The following is a 17,813-nucleotide window of genomic DNA, read 5'->3' as shown; positions in this document are numbered from 1 at the left end:
GTTAAATTTGAATGCCTGATAGATTACCATTTTGATAATTACCCTATTATATGAGATTTCTTCTTTAATTTCCTTGAATTGGTTTACAATATTTGCCTTACCATATATGATGAATCTAATAGACATTAACTCAACTTATTCGTTAGAGGTGACATTGTGAAAGTTTTAATAACCGGTGGCTATGGTTTTATCGGTTCATTTGTTGCGGAAAAGTTCTATCAAGAGGGTCATGATGTGATCCTTATCGATAACATGTCATCCGGAAATCTCAAAAACATTCAATATCAACATACATCCTATATTATTGATGTTGAGAGCCCCGCTTGCGAGTCCATATTCGAACAACATAAAATCGACGCTGTTATCCATCTTGCTGCGCAGATCAATATCGTTACTTCCATGGAAAACCCCTATGCCGATACCAAATCCAACATTCTTGGATTAACGAATATACTCCAACTATCCGCAAAATACCAAGTCAAAAAATTTATCTTTGCCTCTTCAGCTGCTGTATATGGGATGACTGATGAAGTCCCTTTGTCTGAGACCTTACACTGTCGTCCTGTGTCACCATATGGCATTAACAAACTGCTCGGTGAATATTATTGCGATAAGTGGAGCGAGCTTTACAACCTAGATACCCTATGCTTTCGATTCGCCAATGTGTATGGCCCACGCCAAGGCTCAGTCGGCGAAGGCGGCGTTGTCTCTATCTTCATGGAACGACTCCGTAACGGACAGGAACTACAGGTTTATGGTAGCGGGGATCAAACCAGAGACTTCATCTATGTAGAAGATATTGCCGACGCTATTTATACCGCCACCTTAGATCATTCTTTACAATCAGGAATCATGAACCTTTCTACGAATACGGAAAGTTCCGTGAACGACTTGATTGAAATTTTATCCAAGCTTCAACCACTCCCTGGGGTAGTTAATATGAGTCCTCGGCCTGGCGATATATTCCGCTCGACTTTGGATAATAGCAAACTACGCAGTGCCATGAATTGGGAACCTAAATTCAGTCTTGAGCTTGGACTCCGTAAAACTTACGAGTGGCTTATGCAATCAGATAATGTAACTCCACGTTCAGCAGATCCAGTAACCAGAAATGATTCATCTTTAAATGAAGCACATATTCAGAATGAACTCATCACCTCTTCCTTATCTCGCCATATTCGTAGCCTATATCTCAGTCAAAGCGAGCATTATTTAGAGGGAACTCCCGTACTCAAAACAGACATCTTCGATGCTGTTATTCGTTCTAGGGAACAGGCTAAGAAAAAATTTAATACGGACTATACCCTACTATCTTTGTTAAATTATGTTCCTTATGACGATAAATTACTGTACAATATAGAGAGCTATTTGCGCGAGACCGACTATATCGGTTTAACTCAGGATGGCGAACTACGCATTTTGTTATCCAATGCGCCCTTCAAAGAAGCATCAGTCGTAGTAGAACGTTTGAAGCAACAATCTATTGAAGCTATCATCCATCTAAGCTCAGACATACAATATAGTTAATTGCGATAGTGCAAGATTAAGGCAGAGAATTATTTTTACGAAAGGAGATCTCCATTCAGATAATGATTGAGCAAACACCTCTAGCTAGATGGGCAGAATTCAATCGTCAGAAATGGCAGTGCACCGTCATGAACACCCAGTTTCAGACCCCTCAGTCTGAGGCTTATGGTGAGTGTTTATTTTTTTTGAATAAACGTAACAACTTCTTCCTTCCACCTCAGAATCCTTATCATCCGATCATGTTCCACACCTCTTCAACCACTAAGCCCTACCGTATAAATAAGCAATGGCATATTGTTGCGAATCAGATGATTGATAAATTGCTTAAAGTACGCGGGTCTGTGATCCTTAACTTACCTCCAGACATTTCCGACATTCGTCCTTTTACATGGCGGGGATTTAGAGCGGACGTTAAATATACATACTGTGTTGATCTTCCGTATTCACTGGAACAGGCAAGTAAAGCCATACGTAACAAAATCAGAAAGGCGGAAGCAGCGGGTTATCGATCTATTAGGTCTGATAATATGGAGCACGTATATCAGTGCTTGATTGAAACCGAGAAAAGACAAGGGTTCAGTCACCAATTGTCCGTTCAAGACCTGATACTTGCAAGAGATTTAATGGGCGAAGACGCCTTCCGTTGCTACATTTGTTATTCAAAAGATAATGAGCCCGTCAGCGCAAATATCTCTTTAATCCTAAATCAATCCCAGGCGATCGGCTGGATTGCAGGATCCAAGAGTGCACATCTCTCTGGTGGCGTTGTACAACATTTGCAAGCCTATGAATTCAAAGATCTGGAGTCGATTGGAATTACTAGATTCGACTTCACTGGAGCAAATATTGCCTCCATTTCTGAATCCAAGTCAGATTGGGGCGGAACTCTGGTTCCCTATTACGTAATTAAGAAACCTGGCTTAAAGGAAGTATTACGCGCTGGACGATATTGGTATTACTTCATAAAAAGGCTATCCCAGAAGTAGATTCATTCTACTAACGGGATAGCCTTTCTTTGTAAAATAAATTTTTAGTATTTTAAGGGATGAATTGCTGTACGATACGAACCACTTGCCCATCCTTGATGGTTATATGATAAGGAAATTGACTTAGATCAATCAGTTCATTATGCGAGAAGATTTCTCCGAATTTCTCCAGACTAATGAGTTCATTCCATTGGATATCCATATCTTCCAAATTTCCAGTACGATCATATATCTGCATGAGTACTTCAGCATCTTTAGCCACAGGATAACGAGTCAGTTGCTCATCGTCGTTCACAATATAATATCCATCGGGAGGGCCATCGATTCCCGCATCAGGCTCATTCGCTTGAAAAGCCACTTCTGCTGCTTCACCTTCATACCATTGGATAGGGTCCACAGTTACCGTTCCGCCATCCTTATTTATATTTAATTGATCAATATACACAGTCAACGTGCTAGTACTAGCTCCCTGCGAAACAGCGATATCATCTGGCTGTGCCGCTCGCAAACCCGGTGTAAGAAACGAAGACATAGCAACAATCAGGACTAATGGCATCAATACTTTAATCAGTTTCTTCATCATCATGTTCCGCCTTTCTGGTGTTCGGTCTCTTCATATTTCTATTATATGATTTGGGCTCAGAAAAAGGGTCACAACAAAGTTAAAACGGATTACAAAATCTTTTTAAATTTGAACAAGAATACCCTAGATCCATCCACCAGTACGCTGATTTGTTAAATAATTTGTAGAATTTTGTCGGTAACATTTGGTACAGTGGACTTATACTACTCATAATATCCCGCTATATTTAAAATCGGAGGAGAAAAACAATATGATCAGCAACAATGCACAAAGTAAGACCGCCTTAATTACAGGTGCCAGTCGAGGGATCGGAAAGGCAATCGCCTTAGAATTTGCCAAGGCAGGTATGAACGTGATCATCAACTACTATGGGGATGAAAAAGAGGCAGCGGATGTGAAGCGTCAGGTGGAATCCCATGGAGTCCGAGCAGAGGTTCTCCCCGCAGACGTTAGTGATTCTTCCCAAGTGCGAGACATGTTCGTCATGGTAGATGAATTATTTGGCAAGCTGGACATTCTCGTAAACAACGCCGGGATCGCACAAACCGCTAAAGTTACGGAAATGACCGATGAACAATGGGATCGCATGATTAAGATCAATCTATACGGAACATTCAACACTTCACGCGAGGCTGCACGCCGAATGGTGGCACAAAGGTCTGGTAAAATCATCAACGTAACCTCTGATCTAGCCAGTCAAGGAGCTGCGGATTTGTCGCATTATGCTGCAGCAAAAGGCGGTATCACAGCCTTCACCAAATCACTTGCTAAAGAGCTCGCCCCTTACATACTTGTGAATGCAGTTGCTCCTGGAGGTACATTTACAGATATTCGTTCCTCATTAGAAGAAGGGCACGATAAAAATGAAGCTCATTATTTATTAGGGCGTCTTGCTTTCCCTCAAGAGATCGCTAGATCGGTCATGTTCTTAGCATCAGATGACGGAAATATTTATTCCGGTCAAGTACTTGGTGCGAACTGTGGTAGTGTAATGAACGGATAGTTTGTGCCAAATATGAAAAACAGGGTAGAATCCTTTCGGATTCTACCCTGTTTCATTTTAGTTACTTTTCTATTTTCGAGTATAAACTTTGTAGCGGGTGTTCAATTTTGATATGATAAGAATAGTAATATATAAAAGAAAGTAAATAACATAAATAATGTGCGTACTCTCGAAGCATTTTTTGCATAAACTCTACTTTCGGAAGTAACGCTAACAAAACTTGAAGGAGGCCACACATACAATGAGCCCAGACCATTCTGTAAGTCAGAACCTTACTCCTAAGCTTTCAGATATTCCTGTATCCATTCTTGATCTCGCGCCGATTACAGCAGAAGGCACGGCAGCAGACTCGCTGCGAAATACCCTTGATCTAGCACAACATGCTGATCAATGGGGATACAACCGATACTGGCTAGCCGAACACCATAATATGCCGGGTATCGCAAGCTCAGCTACATCAGTTGTTATCGGGCATGTCGCAGCGGGAACAACCAGAATAAGAGTAGGTTCCGGTGGAATCATGTTACCCAACCATTCCCCACTGGTCATAGCGGAGCAATTTGGAACACTGGAATCCCTGTTTCCTGGACGTATTGATCTTGGACTTGGAAGAGCCCCGGGATCAGACCAACTAACGTCTCAAGCATTGCGGCGTGGACCTGGAAGCAATGGAATGGACTTCCCAGAACGATTAAATGAACTTCGCAACTATTTCAACCCACCCGCGACTGGATCCTCTACGAGAGTTAGAGCGATCCCTGGCGAAGGCTTGAACATTCCAATTTGGTTGCTTGGGTCCAGTGGTTTTAGTGCAGAGCTATCCGGAAGACTTGGCTTGCCGTTTGCTTTTGCCAGTCACTTCGCTCCTGAATATTTGCTACCTGCTTTGGAAATATACCGCAGTCAATTTCGCCCATCTGAGGCATTAGCACAACCTTATGCTATGATTGGTGTAAGTGTTATCGTTGCCGATAGTGATGAGGAAGCGCGTAGACTAGCGACTTCACAAGAGCAGCAGTTCCTGAATCTGATTCGCGGACGTACAGGCCCGTTACAAGCACCGGTAGACAATATGGATACCCTTTGGAATGCCCAAGAGAAGGCTATTGTACGCAGTAAATTCAGTTATGCGGCAGTCGGAAGCCCAGATACCGTCCGTAAGATCTTGGAATCTCATTTACAGGAAACGGGTGCCGATGAAATGATCGTATCCGCTCAAGTATATGATCATAAGGCTCGTTTGCGCTCTTACGAGTTGTTAGCCGAAATGTTTAATAAGAAATAATTTATATATGTATCAAAAAAACACCGTGTATTGCTTAGTTAGTTGGCAATAACACGGTGTTTTTCCAAGTCTCAAAACTAGGCTAGTTCCTCATACTTTATTGTATTAGGACCGTTTGATACAATTAATAATCATAAAAGAGCTGCACTGTCTGTTACCCCATCTCAAATATATAAAGGAAGAAGCTGAGCACATTGAAAGAAGAATTGATCCGCAGATTTACCTCCTATGTACAAGTCGACACACAATCAAATGAAGATCAGGAGAGCTGTCCCTCAACCCCCGGACAATTAACACTAGCTCATCAACTGGTGGAAGAGCTGGGCGCCATTGGGATGCAAGATATTAGTATAGACGAGTATGGTTATGTCATGGCTACACTCCCTGCTAATACACAAAAAGAAGTACCGGTCATCGGATTCCTTGCACATTTAGATACGGCTCCAGATTTCAATGGCGCTAATGTATCTCCACAAATTGTCGAGAACTATGATGGCGGAGACATTATTTTAAATCAAGCACAGCGCATCGTGTTGTCACCCAAGAACTTTCCAGAGCTTCTTACATACAAAGGTCAGACGTTGATTACAACCGACGGAACTTCGCTGCTCGGGGCTGACGACAAAGCTGGAATCGCTGAAATCATGACCGCAATGGCCTATCTGAACGCACAGCCTGAAATCAAACATGGCACTATTCGGGTTGCTTTTACCCCTGATGAAGAAATCGGCCGAGGTCCAGAACGCTTTGATGTAGCAGCATTTGGGGCTAAGTACGCTTACACCGTAGATGGTGGGCAACTGGGTGAGCTGGAGTATGAGAGCTTCAACGCGGCCTCGGTAAAAATATGGTGCAAAGGAGTTAATATTCATCCTGGCTCTGCCAAAGGAACGATGATTAACTCCGCCAAAATTGCTATGGAGATCCAACGTCGTCTGCCTGCAGAAGAAGCACCCGAATCAACTGAGGGGTATGAAGGCTTCTATCATCTGGAATCCATACAAGGAAATGTAGAGCAAACCAAACTCCAATATATAATTCGAGATTTTGACCGAGATCGATTCGAAGAGCGTAAAGCTAATGTGCAGCGTATTGTGGAGGAGTTAAGAGGTATTTACGGTGAGGACAATCTCATTTTGGAGATGAAGGACTCGTATTATAATATGAAGGAAAAAATCGAACCTGTGATCGAAATCGTGCATATTGCCCGTGATGTTATGGAGGGTCTTGGCATCGAGCCTATCATAAAACCGATTCGCGGGGGTACAGACGGCTCCCAGCTTTCCTATATGGGACTTCCCACACCAAACTTGTTCGCAGGCGGAGAGAATTTCCACGGTAAATTCGAATATGTATCCGTTGAAAGTATGATCTATGCGAGTAAAGTGATCGTGGGAATTGTGGAGCAATTTGAGCAAAGAGCTTAAGTGTGAGGATAATTAAAAGGGGTGCTCCGATAGCCATTTACATGGTCTTTGGAGCACCCTCTTTTTTTAGCGTTAGAAAATAAGACAAGGAACCTATCCCTAATGAGCGACGTCTTCTATTGTTGTATGAACAGCGATTTTCTGTTCTTTACATACTTGCTCGAACCAGCCTTCCGGTTTCTTGTTCGTGATGACTCCTGTTGCCCGCTGCAATGGAATGATCGTAAACAGCGCACTTTTCTCGAGTTTGCTCTGGTCGAATACGGCATAAACTTGACTCGAACGTTCGATTAGAAGTTGGGCAATACGCGCCTCCAGCTCGGAATGCATCGTAAATCCATGAGCTTGAGAGACTCCATCTATACCTAGAAACATCTTCGTGATGTTGATCTTTTCAATAACGCTCTCCGCGAGCGGACCGCTAAGTTCATAGCTCTTAGCACGCATGACGCCGCCAATGACAACCACTTGAACGCCATCTGCATCCGCTAATTCAGAAGCGATATTCACCGCATTGGTGACAATCGTGATGTTCCGTTTCTTCTTCAAAGCTCTGGCGATGAAAAACGTCGTTGTACCTCCCGTGAGGCAAACGATGTCGCCTTCTTCTACCAGTTCGGCAGCCACTTCAGCGATTCGTTCCTTACCTTGCCGCTGAAAAAAACGTTTATCTGCAAAGGGCAACTCAGATGTTGTCTGCATAAGTGAGCCTTCATAGATGGCTCCCCCAATTGTCCGAATGATTTGCCCTGATTTCTCTAGCAAATCGAGATCGCGACGTGCGGTAGCTTCCGAGCACCCTATGGTCTCGATCATTTCTTGAATTGATACTTTACCATGCAATTTAATGAGTTCCAGAAGTTTGGACCTGCGTAACTCACTCTTTGAGTATTCCATAACTCTCTCCTTTGATGACTTGACGTCATCCATGCTAATCCTAATTTTGGAGGATGAAGGGCTAAATTGCAAGTGAGTTCGAGGGAATTGCAATAACCGCTACTAGCTACTTACACTTATAGGGCTGCGACTTGTACTTGTTTAACGTAATCTTGGAAAAGCGCATAATCGAAATGACCTGCTTTATCTGACATGGCATTGGCAGCCGCGACGGCTGAAGCTATGCGCAGCTTCTCAGCGGGAGAGTCTCCACGCTCTTCGGCATAGGCCATACCTGCAACAAATGAATCACCACAGCCAACTGTATTTACAGCCTGAATGGTTGGTGGAGTGATATGATATCCTTCACCATCAATAATAGCAATCGATCCACGGCTACCTAGAGTGACGCACACTTGAGCTATTCCCTCTGCTGCTAGTTTGTGCGCTGCCTCAGCCCACTCGGTTGGGGCTAGTTGATCTCGTCCTAGGAATGCAGCTAATTCATGTTCATTTGGCTTAACAAAATAAGGCTGAGCTTGTAGTCCACTATTCAGGGCCGCTCCGCTTGTATCCAGGAATACGCGTGCATGAGTTGACTTCACGATGTCGATAAGATCAGCATACAATTGGGCAGGTGCACCTGGAGGCAGGCTACCGGATAGGACGACAATACTCGATTGCAGTGCAAGTCTGTGTACCGTTTCTTTGATGTCCTTCACTGCTACTTGGTCGACAGACGGACCCTGTTCAAGTAACTCTGTTGAGCTTCCATTTGACTCATCGATAATATTTAAGCAAACACGTGATTCTCCAGGTACACGAACAAAGGAGGTTTGAATCCCCCTGTCCATCAGACTATTCTCAATAAATGAGCCACTACTACCTGCGATAAATCCAGTCGCTGCTACCTTACCACCAAGAAGCGAGATGACTTTAGCGACATTAATCCCTTTGCCACCGGGTTCGGCAATTTGCCGGGAGACGCGATGCACGTGTCCCGGCCCGAACTGACTTACATAGTACGTTTTATCGATGGCCGCATTAAGCGTAACCGTTGTAATCATTTCACATCGCTTGCTTTGCCGATACATCCACAAAGCTCCATTTTTTCAATCGCCAGACGCTTCACAGCTTCTTTGGCAGGAACCATATATTTACGTGGGTCATTCTCTTCCGGATTGGCAGCAAATACGTCTTTAATCGCATTCGAGAACGCGATACGTAATTCCGTAGCAACGTTCATTTTGGACATACCTAGAGCAACTGCTTTTTTCACCTGCTCAGCTGGAATTCCTGATCCACCATGCAGAACTAATGGAACATCAACGGTCTCAGCAATTTTTGCGATACGATCGAAGTCAATGTTTGGCTCGCCTTTATAAATACCATGAGCTGTACCGATTGCTGGTGCAAGTGTAAGTACACCTGTACGCTCAACGAACAATTTGCAATCCTCTGGGTCAGCGAGCATCGCTTCGTGATCAGCCACGACGATATCATCCTCAACACCGCCTACCTTACCAAGCTCAGCTTCTACGTTAACACCTACGGCACGAGCAAGTTCCATAACTTTAAGCGTACGTTCCACATTTTCTTCAAATGCAAACATAGATGCGTCGATCATCACCGAAGTATATCCTGCGCGGATACATTGAACAATTGTATCGAAATCTGTGCAGTGATCCAAATGCAAAGCGATTGGAAGCCCTGTACGATCAGCCGCAACCTTAGCAGCTGCTGCGATATAGTCTGGACCTAAGTGCTTAACTGTTCCAACAGTAGATTGAATGATAAGCGGGGAATTCGTTTCAACCGCAGCTTCAACAACCGCTTGCAGCATTTCCAAGGTATGAACGTTGAAAGCACCCACAGCGTATTTGTTTTTACGGGCAATTTGCAGCATTTCAGTAGATGAAATAAGTGACATAATAAGTTCCTCCTAAAAGTTTTGTGAGCATATGCTTCAATGGTTATCCTTCGAACAAAACTTGCATCGTAAGCATAGGCTTAATTTTGTGCCAGTAAGACTGGCTCTATATGGTGTAATTGATTAACCTTGTTTATTTCGATGTAATGCCCAAAGCGCACTACCGATGATCCCTGCATTGTCATTTAACTCTGCACTTTTGATAGCAAAATGATTGCGATAATCCTGCAGTATTCGATTATTTAATTCTTCTTTCATCGGTTCAAAAATATATTCGCCGGCTAATGCGCCCCCTCCACCAATCACAATGACATCAGGTGAAAGTGTCGGAACGACCCATGCGAGTGCACGTCCAAGTTCACGTCCCGTTTGTGCAAGGACATCACGTGACAACTCATCGCCTTCCTGACATGCACGGGATACATCGCTAGAGCGAATATCGTTTACATCTGCAAACCACTCCGTAAGCAAGCTTGCTTCGCCTTGTTCGATGCGGGTCCGAGCTTGCTTGGCGATCCCGGTCGCAGAGACGATCGTTTCGAGACAACCAATTTGACCGCAGCCACATTTAAAGTCCACATGATCGAGTGGTACATGTCCGATCTCGCCTGCCATGAAGCGATGTCCATGATGTATCTCTCCACGTTGTACAAACGCTGCTGCTAGCCCCGTGCCGATCGTAACGCCGTACACAAAATCATGTCCGCGGCCAGCACCTGCAATCGCTTCGCCATATATATACAGTCGTACATCGTTATCAATAAAGACCGGCTTACCAGTAAGTTCTCTGAGCTTAGCCGCCACTGGAACCTGATTCCAGTTCAGATTAACTGCCCGGACGCTAACACCTGCCTCGGGATCAACGAGCCCCGGAATGCCTAAACCTATGACTTCTAGATCTTCAGCAGCAATTCCGGCTTCTTCCCTAAGCTGTTCAAGTGTCACAGCGATACTCTCCAAAATAGCCCCCGCGCCTCTTTCAGGGGAGGTCGGGTATTTCCGTTTAAATAGGACATTACCGAGTTCATCTAATAAGCCGCATTCAATATTTGTACCACCAACATCAACGCCAGCTGCATATTTCAAAAGATGATCACTCCTCTCACTCTTCACATAGGATTAGGACTCACAATCAAAAACCCTACTGCCCTGCACAAATGTTTGGCATACTTTAAACTGCTCGTTCACAATAATAAGATCGGCATCCTTACCCAGCTCAATGGTTCCCTTCGTGTCTTGAACGCCGATTTGTGTAGCAGGATAAATCGTTAGCGCGGGAACAAGATCAGCGATGTCCATTCCTGTGAACTTCACGGCGTTAGCCAAAGCCTCGATCATCGTCAGCGAACTACCGGCTAAGCCACCTTCCGTTCCGTCTTCTTGCTTCAAATAGACTTTGCCTTGTTTCATGATGACAGGCAGTTTACCAAGCACATATTCCCCGTCGGATAGGCCCGCCGCACACATGCTATCTGTAATCAGAAGAACTTTTCCCTCCGGCTTTATGTCAAAAGCCCATTTGATCAGACTAGGATGTACATGAATGCCGTCGCAAATCATTTCAACCGCTAACTGATCCAACATGAGAGAGCCACCGGCCGCACCTGGTTCTCTATGATGTAACGGCCTCATTCCATTGAACAGATGGGTGACTTGTTTAGCTCCCCACTCCGTTGCCCTCTTCATCGTTTCGTAATCAGCATCGGTATGGCCTAAGGAAATAACGACGTCCTTATCCACGGCATGACGGATAACTTCTTCCGCATGATTCAATTCAGGAGCAATCGTCATTAACTTGATCGTTCCTTGCGAAGCTGACCAGAAGGCATCGAATTCTTCAATAGAAGGCTCACGAAGATCGGCAGGATTCTGTGCTCCACATCTTGATGGATTCAGAAAAGGACCTTCTAAGTGAGCGCCTAACAAATTCGCCCCATCAGGTTCACGCTCTTCCTTCATCGCTGTAGCAATACTATCCAGCGCGGAGATAATCTCCTCATGTGTCGCAGTAAGTGTCGTTGCTAATAAAGAAGTTGTTCCATTGGATGCATGAAATCGGCACATGCCGTGGACATGCTCCGTATTTCCCAACATGGCATCGTAACCACCACCGCCATGAACATGAATATCAATAAATCCCGGTAGCAGAAGCCTACCGTGAGCATCCACACTCACCTGTGCGTTACTCTCGTCTTCTAAAGAAGTTACAGAATCCATAATTTTCGAGATCTTGCCATTTTCAATAAGTAAGCTACCGTTCTTAATCCAGCCCTCAGGCGTTAAAATGTCTGCGTTATAAATTCGTGTCACTTTATGCTGCATCAACATCTCCCCCTATTCATGTGCGAGTCTTGGCTGATTTTTTATTTCATTTTCATGATCATAATAATCTTATTAATTGATTTTTTCAATCTTTTTTTGATCATATCGATAAAATAAACAAAAATATCTACGTTTTTTGCCGCAAATACGCCTTATATGATCATATTATGATTATAATTTTCTTTTTATGATTGAAATAATTACAAATTTGATTTACAGTTACAATACAAACATTTATCTAGGAGGCTATTATCCATGAGCTTAACTTATAGCGAAATTAAGCAACAATATACGGCTTTACAACAAACCTATGATTACATGCTATCTAAAAGACAAGAAATCGTTACCTTTGTACAATCACAATCCATCACTTCCGTTACCTTTGTTGGCTGCGGATCAAGCTACTGTCTAAGTGAATCTGCTGCGTTCTCCACACGATTGCGTGCAGGACTCCCAGCAAGCGCATTGGCTGGTGGCGATCTCATGCTTAACCCAGAACGGTACCAAGCTTTATTAGAGAACACTTTATTGGTAGCGCCATCGCGCTCTGGTAGCACAAGTGAAGTCGTTGAAGCACTTCGACTGCTTCAAACTGGTAAACCTATGGCTGTAATGACACTTTCTTGTGTAACGGATTCTCCACTGTCCAAACAGGCGAATCTATCACTTGAACTACCTTGGGCATTTGATAGTAGCGTCTGCCAGACTCGTACCGTAACCAATCTTTATGTAGCTAATCTGATGTTGACTGCTTTCATTGGTAACGATGAAGTCGTTATTGCTGATATCCAAAAAGCGATTCATCAAGGCGAAGCTTACATGGCACGTGTTGAAAATGACATTCGCAAAGCAGCCGATTTCGCCTGGACGAATGCCGTTGTGCTTGCTGATGGTGAACTTCAAGGCCTCGCTTCTGAGGGCGCTATCGCTTTGACTGAGATTGCTAAAGTTCAAGCACATTCCTACCATCTGCTCGATGTTCGTCATGGTCCGATGGTCACTGTTGGACCGGACACACTTGTGATCGCAGCGATCACCGGTAATGGAACTGACCATCAACGCAACCTGATGCGTGATATTAAAGGCAGAGGCGCGAAGATCATTGCTTTCGCTGATCACGCTGACGCAGTAGCGACAGAACACGTTGATCTTGCGGTTATCTCCGACAACACATTGGATGTTGCCGTACAAGGTATTCCATTTATCTTCATCCCGCAAATCGTCGCTTTGACTAGTGCTGATCGCCAAGGTATTAACCCTGACCAACCCGATGGTTTGGTTGCTTGGGTCAAACTATAAGTTAGCTACAACAAAAAGAACCTTCAGGGAAACTCCTGAAGGTTCTTTTTGTGTTGCTACCAACTACACAAAATTTCTTGTATCATTATTTCGGCCTATCTTATAAGCCGCAATTAGAAAGAAGACAACGGCAAAGGCAAGTATAACCACGAGATTAAACCATATACTGCTGAGGCTCTCTCCAGACTGCAGTTTGTTGATCGATTCCAATACCCAGCTTTGCGGCAGGAATTGAGCAATTCGTTGAAGGGGCTCCGGCATAATACTCATAGAGAAGAAACACCCAGAGAGGAGGCAAGTCGGTACGATGATCAGATTCTCCATCGCTCCTGAACCAGCCGAGCTTTTAGCAAAAGAAACGATAGCAAGAGAGATACTGACGGATACAAGTGCGAATAGAGTTAGTAAGCCAATCATCTCATGTATCGGAACACCCGGGTCCAGATTAAATACATATCGCATGATGAACAAGGTAACGACAATCTGAGCAATGATGACGATCAAATTCACGATAATATTGGAAAGCAAATACGTCCTTGCGTGGACGGGAGAAGATAAAACACGGAAGTACGTCCGATTCTCGCGATTTTTGAGCATTAGCTCCGATAAATTCACTGCAGACATCATCATGAACATGATGAGAAAACCAATGGATTGATAGCTCATTTCCTTTGTAGTGGAGGTATCATTCACAGCTCGAGTAGTTATCTTAAAATCTGCTCCCTGGTAACGATCGTATAACTCTTTAAATTTTGCTGCATCTCCTCCGGCTATTTTACTAATGGAAGTAACATTATCTATATATCCATACAACATAGATTTCATATAAGACGTTACCGTAGCGCCTTTCACCGACTCGATGGCAATATGGTTAGGATTACCCATAAGTACGCTTTCCGAGTAACCCGAATCAATCACTAGGCCACTGTCAAGCTTACTCGCGGCTAACTGTTGCTCCAATTCACTCTTGGTAACATTCACAAGCTTTACATTATCCAGACCCTGCACAAAACCGATGGTATCTACTGCGATCTGCTGACTCCCATCCCCATTAACAACTCCCACTGTGAGCTCTCTCGATCCTTGAGATCCATAAAGGAACATGGATAGTAGAACTCCCGCTATCGGAAGGCCAAAATACAATATCAGAGCGGAACGTTTACGAAATGTGGTCCGCAGTGTGCTTGTGACCAGAAACCATAGTTCATTCCACATTTACAATCCCTCCCTGCGTTTCATCATGATAATCGATACTCCAATAAATAATACGGATAAAGTCATATTCAGTCCGATGACAGGCCAAGCGGCGGACAGTGTATCTCCATAAATGACTTGTGTCAAAGCATGGTTTGCCACGCGAATCGGAGACAACTGAATTATTTTGCTCATGATGCCCACTCCTGTGTCATCACCTATTGGAAAATAGGCCCCACCGAAGATAGAGGCTAGTTGAACAATTAGCATCATCATCCCATTTGCCCCGCTTTTTAGTAGATAACCTCCTGCCAGCCCGAAGCTGATCGCCATGATGACTAGCGACAGTAGGACTAACAGCACGATTCCCAAATGAGTTCCCCAATACGCTTGGAATACATACTTGCTGAACAAGATGATAACAAGAATACATAACATATTAATCATAATGCTTCCCAGAACCTTACCTGTGAAAATCTCTCCCTTACTTACTGGTGCTGTTATTAGCCGGAACGCCGTCCCCTGTTTAACCTCGCTCTGGATGAGTCTTGCGGCTGACATTGCACTCCACATTGCGACCATAACGGTCATTACTAGAGCGTAATAATCCAGGGCGCCGGGTAAGCGATCGGCATTAATTGACGTCTCCTTGATATATTCATGACCATTACCACTCGCAAATACCATTTCAACCTTGGTCGGTTCAATCTGGGCCACAGCAACGGCCGCGTTGTATTTATCCGTAAACGAAGTCAACATCCCCTGTACAATATTACTTTCTATCGTGTTACGGCTACTACCGTAAAGGGATATTCCACTTTCTTTTAGCTCCACATAGTCTACGTATCGACCCTGCTCTACTTCGCGCGAGCCATCCATACCAGGCTTTAAGGTATCAAACTTCATGCCCACCTTATCCATTTCCTTGGTAAAGGCGGTGAATGCCTGAGATAACTGTCCATTGCCGCTTGTATCATTCACAAGTACCTTTAGTTCACCTAAATCCACATTGTTGCTAAATGCATTCGATAACGTTGATCCAAGGATCAGCATAAGCACAATCGGAAAGGCAAGCATCAACAGCAACGTGCGAAGATCTCGGAAATCTTGCTTGATTTCCTTTAATGCAATCGATATGATATTCACCCTATCATCCTCCTTGTCTACAGAAATACTTAATCCCGCAAATTACGACCTGTGAGCGTCAGGAACACGGTTTCCAGATTAGGCTCCTGTTCTTCAACCGCCCTAATCTCCATGCCTTCCTCCATCAGCTTTTTCAGTATCCGGTTTAAATTATCCACGACTGCATCACTTTGGACTCGAATCACATTCTCATCTTGTGTCACGTTTCGGATGCCTGGAATGGTCTTTAATCGCTCACCTTCCATTCCTACAGATGACTTCATCTCTATACGGATATCCTTCACATCCGTGATGGTCGCTTTGAGCTGTTCTTTCGTTCCTTCGGCGATGATCTTGCCATGGTCAATAATAGCAATACGTGAGCAGATCTCTTCTACTTCCTCCATGTAATGACTTGTATAAATAATCGTGCATCCACTCTCATTGAGCTTTCGAACGGAGGCCAGAATATAATTCCGTGACTGCGGATCAATACCTACTGTTGGTTCATCCATGATGATGAGTTTTGGCTTATGGGCAATGGCACAGGCAATGTTAAGCCGACGCTTCATCCCTCCCGAGAAGTTCTTCGGATAGTTCTTCACCTTATCGCTAAGGCCAACGAACTCAAGTGCCTCTAGCGTTCTCTCCTTCAACTTGGATCCCCTCAATCCATATAGTCCGGCAAAAAAGCTTACATTCTCATAAGCTGTCAAATCCTCGTAAATCGCCAGATCCTGTGGCACGATTCCTATATTAAGCTTCGCAAAACGACTGTGCTTCGTAATATCTTTATCAAGAATTTGAATCTCTCCACTCGATGGGCTTAGCAGTGATGACACCATGTTAATTGTCGTACTTTTACCAGCACCATTCGCACCAAGAAATCCAAAGATTTCGCCCTCCTGAATCGTGAGTGATATATTATCGACAGCGATGAAATCACCGAATTTCTTCGTAAGCCCGCGAATATTCAATATATTCATTGATCCTTCACTCCATTTCATTCGTATTTGATACTCTTATTGTAAGAAAAAAGGATGCCCTTATATCAGTGCATAAGTTCATCCTTTCGATATGAGAAACTTCATGTTTTTTATTAGAGATCAGAGGATCAAAGGTAAGATTACTCACTATGTTCCATAAGGAATAAGTGTCGTAACTGAAAATCCGTTACTGCCATCAGCAATGATCGTCCCATTCACGGCAGCCGCTCGCTCTTCCATCCCTACGAGGCCAAGTCCCTTAACGATCTTAGGAGTGCCTTGCCCGTTATCCGACACCACCGCTTTGATAAAATGGTTAAGAACCTTAATTTCGATATGAACCGCTGACGCCTTCGCATATTTAGCCGCATTGGTAAGCGATTCGTTTACGTTCTCGTAAATAATTCTCCATTGAAGCGGAGTAATAACCTCTATATCCCCTTCATGTACAACTGTCGTCATTAATCCTGTCTTGCCACCAAATGCCTCCACCGCTGTCTTTAATCGGCTTAACCCAAGCTGCTCCATAGGCGGTTTGTTATTTTTGAGTGTAAGGCGGATTTCTTCAATTCCCTCTTTGGAAATACCAATAGCATTCTGCAATAGCATCTCAGCTGTCTGCGGATCGTTATGCATCAGGCGCTTGGCAGCCTCCATTTGGATAAGGGAACCTGTCATTGAATGTCCGATACCATCGTGAAGTTCCTGAGCCAATCGATTCCGCTCCTCAAGCTTGACCATATATTCGGATACCTTAAGAAATTCTTGATTTTCATTCAGTCTCTTCACAAGACGTTGTCCGTCTTTACGCATACGCTCCATCTCATCATCCTGCTTGCTCACTCTCGCCATATATTTCCGTACCATGATGTAATTAAAAAAACTCAGCAGCGTGACAAAGCTATAGAGGATGAGCATGGTATTTCTCATGAACAACGCCGGTATCAACATAGCACAAAATAGATATCCATTACTGCGGGCATAAAAGGATGCCAGCTCATAGAAACTAAGTGGGAGTAGTAGTGCAAAATACGGATGACCATAAATGCTGCAACTGATCAGATAAATGATAATGAGCAAGATCATTCCCTGCTTGATCATGCTTGGTTTTACAATATGTAAGACTAAATTAAGTGCCAAATAAATAAGAAAGAAGAGTACTAGCCAGAGGTCCGGTTCTGTAACTGAGAAATAGGAAGCAATGATAGCGAAGAACAATACAATTGTCTTATTGCCAACAGTCCATAGTTCCATAATTCAATGTAGGATC

General features: G+C 43.8%; 16 protein-coding genes. 6 read left to right on the top strand and 10 right to left on the bottom strand.

From position 1 onward, the window contains the following. Positions 1-156: 156 nt before the first annotated feature. Positions 157-1,527 (top strand): NAD-dependent epimerase/dehydratase family protein, encoded by a 1,371-nt coding sequence (locus IEW05_RS18190; RefSeq protein ID WP_188541266.1) that lies wholly within the window; start codon positions 157-159, stop codon positions 1,525-1,527. Positions 1,528-1,589: 62 nt separating this feature from the next. Next, on the top strand, positions 1,590-2,513 hold the full coding sequence (locus tag IEW05_RS18185; RefSeq protein WP_188541265.1) for a GNAT family N-acetyltransferase: 924 nt from the start codon (positions 1,590-1,592) through the stop codon (positions 2,511-2,513). 52 nt (positions 2,514-2,565) lie between these two features. Here IEW05_RS18185 and IEW05_RS18180 read toward each other — a convergent pair whose 3' ends face one another. After that, entirely contained in the window at positions 2,566-3,099 is a 534-nt protein-coding gene (locus tag IEW05_RS18180) for a hypothetical protein (protein ID WP_229753497.1), read from the bottom strand. A 247-nt stretch (positions 3,100-3,346) separates the two neighbouring features. Here IEW05_RS18180 and IEW05_RS18175 point away from each other — a divergent pair, with 247 nt between their 5' ends. The 3 genes from IEW05_RS18175 to pepT all read left to right on the top strand — a co-directional run bounded on the left by IEW05_RS18175 (position 3,347) and on the right by pepT (position 6,811). Then, complete coding sequence (locus IEW05_RS18175) at positions 3,347-4,099, top strand: SDR family NAD(P)-dependent oxidoreductase (RefSeq protein ID WP_188541264.1); 753 nt, start codon at positions 3,347-3,349, stop codon at positions 4,097-4,099. A gap of 241 nt (positions 4,100-4,340) precedes the next feature. Beyond that, a complete protein-coding gene (locus tag IEW05_RS18170; protein WP_188541263.1) occupies positions 4,341-5,384 on the top strand; it encodes an LLM class flavin-dependent oxidoreductase in 1,044 nt (347 codons plus the stop codon). A 194-nt stretch (positions 5,385-5,578) separates the two neighbouring features. Then, the gene (gene pepT / locus IEW05_RS18165; RefSeq protein WP_188541262.1) at positions 5,579-6,811 is read left to right on the top strand and encodes a peptidase T; all 1,233 of its coding nucleotides are present in this window, start codon (positions 5,579-5,581) and stop codon (positions 6,809-6,811) included. Positions 6,812-6,910: 99 nt separating this feature from the next. Here the strand turns inward: pepT and IEW05_RS18160 are convergent, their stop codons facing one another. From IEW05_RS18160 to nagA, 5 genes are all read right to left on the bottom strand, one after another. Continuing rightward, a complete protein-coding gene (locus IEW05_RS18160; protein ID WP_188541261.1) occupies positions 6,911-7,708 on the bottom strand; it encodes a DeoR/GlpR family DNA-binding transcription regulator in 798 nt (265 codons plus the stop codon). A gap of 116 nt (positions 7,709-7,824) precedes the next feature. Beyond that, positions 7,825-8,781 carry a 1-phosphofructokinase gene (pfkB, locus tag IEW05_RS18155; protein ID WP_229753496.1) on the bottom strand — a complete coding sequence of 319 codons (957 nt, stop codon included), beginning with the start codon at positions 8,779-8,781 and terminating at the stop codon, positions 7,825-7,827. Next, positions 8,751-9,617, bottom strand: a complete 867-nt coding sequence (fba, locus tag IEW05_RS18150; RefSeq protein ID WP_188541260.1) for a class II fructose-1,6-bisphosphate aldolase — start codon at positions 9,615-9,617, stop codon at positions 8,751-8,753. The genes pfkB and fba overlap by 31 nt, the downstream gene beginning before the upstream one ends. Positions 9,618-9,740: 123 nt before the next feature. After that, complete coding sequence (locus IEW05_RS18145) at positions 9,741-10,703, bottom strand: ROK family protein (RefSeq protein ID WP_188541259.1); 963 nt, start codon at positions 10,701-10,703, stop codon at positions 9,741-9,743. Positions 10,704-10,736: 33 nt separating this feature from the next. Then, positions 10,737-11,939: an N-acetylglucosamine-6-phosphate deacetylase gene (gene nagA / locus IEW05_RS18140; protein WP_188541258.1), complete on the bottom strand. Its 1,203-nt coding sequence runs from the start codon at positions 11,937-11,939 to the stop codon at positions 10,737-10,739. Between the two features lie 255 nt (positions 11,940-12,194). Here nagA and IEW05_RS18135 point away from each other — a divergent pair, with 255 nt between their 5' ends. Beyond that, on the top strand, positions 12,195-13,238 hold the full coding sequence (locus tag IEW05_RS18135) for an SIS domain-containing protein (protein ID WP_188541257.1): 1,044 nt from the start codon (positions 12,195-12,197) through the stop codon (positions 13,236-13,238). A gap of 63 nt (positions 13,239-13,301) precedes the next feature. Here IEW05_RS18135 and IEW05_RS18130 read toward each other — a convergent pair whose 3' ends face one another. From IEW05_RS18130 to IEW05_RS18115, 4 genes are all read right to left on the bottom strand, one after another. Next, on the bottom strand, positions 13,302-14,453 hold the full coding sequence (locus tag IEW05_RS18130; protein WP_188541256.1) for an ABC transporter permease: 1,152 nt from the start codon (positions 14,451-14,453) through the stop codon (positions 13,302-13,304). Beyond that, positions 14,454-15,578: an ABC transporter permease gene (locus tag IEW05_RS18125; protein WP_188541255.1), complete on the bottom strand. Its 1,125-nt coding sequence runs from the start codon at positions 15,576-15,578 to the stop codon at positions 14,454-14,456. 29 nt (positions 15,579-15,607) lie between these two features. Next, the gene (locus IEW05_RS18120) at positions 15,608-16,543 is read right to left on the bottom strand and encodes an ABC transporter ATP-binding protein (protein ID WP_188541254.1); all 936 of its coding nucleotides are present in this window, start codon (positions 16,541-16,543) and stop codon (positions 15,608-15,610) included. A gap of 147 nt (positions 16,544-16,690) precedes the next feature. Next, positions 16,691-17,797, bottom strand: a complete 1,107-nt coding sequence (locus IEW05_RS18115; RefSeq protein WP_188541253.1) for a sensor histidine kinase — start codon at positions 17,795-17,797, stop codon at positions 16,691-16,693. Positions 17,798-17,813 lie beyond the last annotated feature (16 nt).

The organism is Paenibacillus segetis (genome assembly GCF_014639155.1).
GTDB classification, from domain to species: Bacteria; Bacillota; Bacilli; order Paenibacillales; family Paenibacillaceae; genus Fontibacillus; species Fontibacillus segetis.
Note: the sequence above shows the minus strand (reverse complement) of the source record. Positions and strands in the feature narration are given on the sequence as shown.